Origin of the sequence: Xenorhabdus japonica (assembly GCF_900115195.1) — a bacterium.
GTDB classification, from domain to species: domain Bacteria; phylum Pseudomonadota; class Gammaproteobacteria; order Enterobacterales; family Enterobacteriaceae; genus Xenorhabdus; species Xenorhabdus japonica.
In genome coordinates this window covers 1-1,355 of record NZ_FOVO01000086.1, presented here as the reverse complement: position 1 = coordinate 1,355, position 1,355 = coordinate 1, and the positions used below count along the sequence as shown (strand labels likewise).

General features: G+C 43.5%; 1 protein-coding gene and 1 pseudogene. Both read right to left on the bottom strand.

Annotated elements, in window-relative coordinates; genetic code table 11:
• Positions 1–231 precede the first annotated feature (231 nt).
• Positions 232–628 (bottom strand): annotated as a pseudogene (locus BM135_RS16400) (type II toxin-antitoxin system death-on-curing family toxin).
• Positions 625–846 carry a type II toxin-antitoxin system Phd/YefM family antitoxin gene (locus tag BM135_RS16395; RefSeq protein ID WP_047962450.1) on the bottom strand — a complete coding sequence of 74 codons (222 nt, stop codon included), beginning with the start codon at positions 844–846 and terminating at the stop codon, positions 625–627. Before BM135_RS16395 ends, BM135_RS16400 begins: the two are co-directional and overlap by 4 nt.
• Positions 847–1,355: the final 509 nt, after the last annotated feature.

Sequence of the window (1,355 nt, the reverse complement as noted above, 5' to 3'; positions counted from 1 at the left end):
GTTAATCATGTGCTACTGTGAGGCTGTATACAATTATCTGAAACAATAAAAGCCAGTAATAACGGCGTATTAACTGGCTTTTCGAAACGTTATGATGAATCCATTCATTGAGTATCAGGCTTAAACCCGCATGAATACTGGATTGTTGTTATTCAATATTTTCTAGGGGTACACCCATGTGTACACGGCAAAACGAGGTGTTCACTTATTCTCATAAAAAGTAAGTTGTGATTATGTCTTACTGCTTGGATCAGCACGGTCTACCAATTCGCGCAGATGTTGCGCTAGTTGCTCAACAGTTTTCGCACCCGTGGCAGCCTCTACTGTTAAGTTTTCCAGTGTATTGTCGTTATCACGGATCTTGATACCGTTGCGGTAAAGAAAGGTCATGGTAACGAAAAATGCCGTGCGCTTATTGCCATCATTGAAGATATGACCGCGAGCAATAGCAACCCAGTAGGTGGCTGCAAGTTCAAAAATGTCTGTTATGCCTTCGTAGTGGGTTCGGTTTTGCATTCGATAGATGAGTGCTTGCTCTGCCAGAATCGGGCATTCCGGCAACGCCGGGAAGCCGCTGCAATATACGGTCATGAAAAGCGATAACTTCCTGTGCGCTGACCCATATCATCGGTTTGTCAGTGCCTCTACCGTATGCCCATGACGCTGCATAATCGAATCAAACTCTGCATCCAGTTTGGCATTCTGGTATGCCTCGAATTCTGCCTTACTGATAACGACTGCTGAGCTGCCGTCCCGACGAGTAATCTCAACAGGTTCGCCGTGAGTAGCAGCATCCAACACTTCTGAAATATTGGCTCGTGCTTGGGTTGAGGTGTATGTACGCATAATATATCTCCAAATATGTACATGTGAATTGTACGTGGTTTGAGTGTTTATTCAACAATAGTGATCTCGGCACGGATTACCTTTAAGAGCGGCTTTTTATATCCTCATATAACGCAACCAATCGCACGCTAAGCTATGCAGATATAACTTTGCGCTCTAAGATGGGTTCATTTGGATCACATCACGCTCACGTCACGTAATTCCCACGAAATAAACGTAAACCCCCATGTAAAACGCACTACACCGCACCAGTGCTATCTGCTTATCTGTGAATTTTGGCATTGAGTTATCTCCTATGACTAATACGGGTAACATCTAAAATGGTTTTTAACATCCAAGGTGTACCCAATAACCATGCGTTACTGTGATTCGTTCTGCAATGCTCTGGTAGTAAATAAGTATCCCCCGGCATAGCCTGTCTTTCCTACACAAATATTGCCGGAAGTTGCATCTGTTTTTGAATTTTTGTATTTATTGTGGAACTCAACAATAAAGCCTGTTTGAGGCCC

Coding starts and splice junctions, on each gene's coding strand:
- BM135_RS16395 (WP_047962450.1), bottom strand. CDS start 846: ATGCGTACATACACCTCAACCCAAGCACGAGCCAATATTTCAGAAGTG.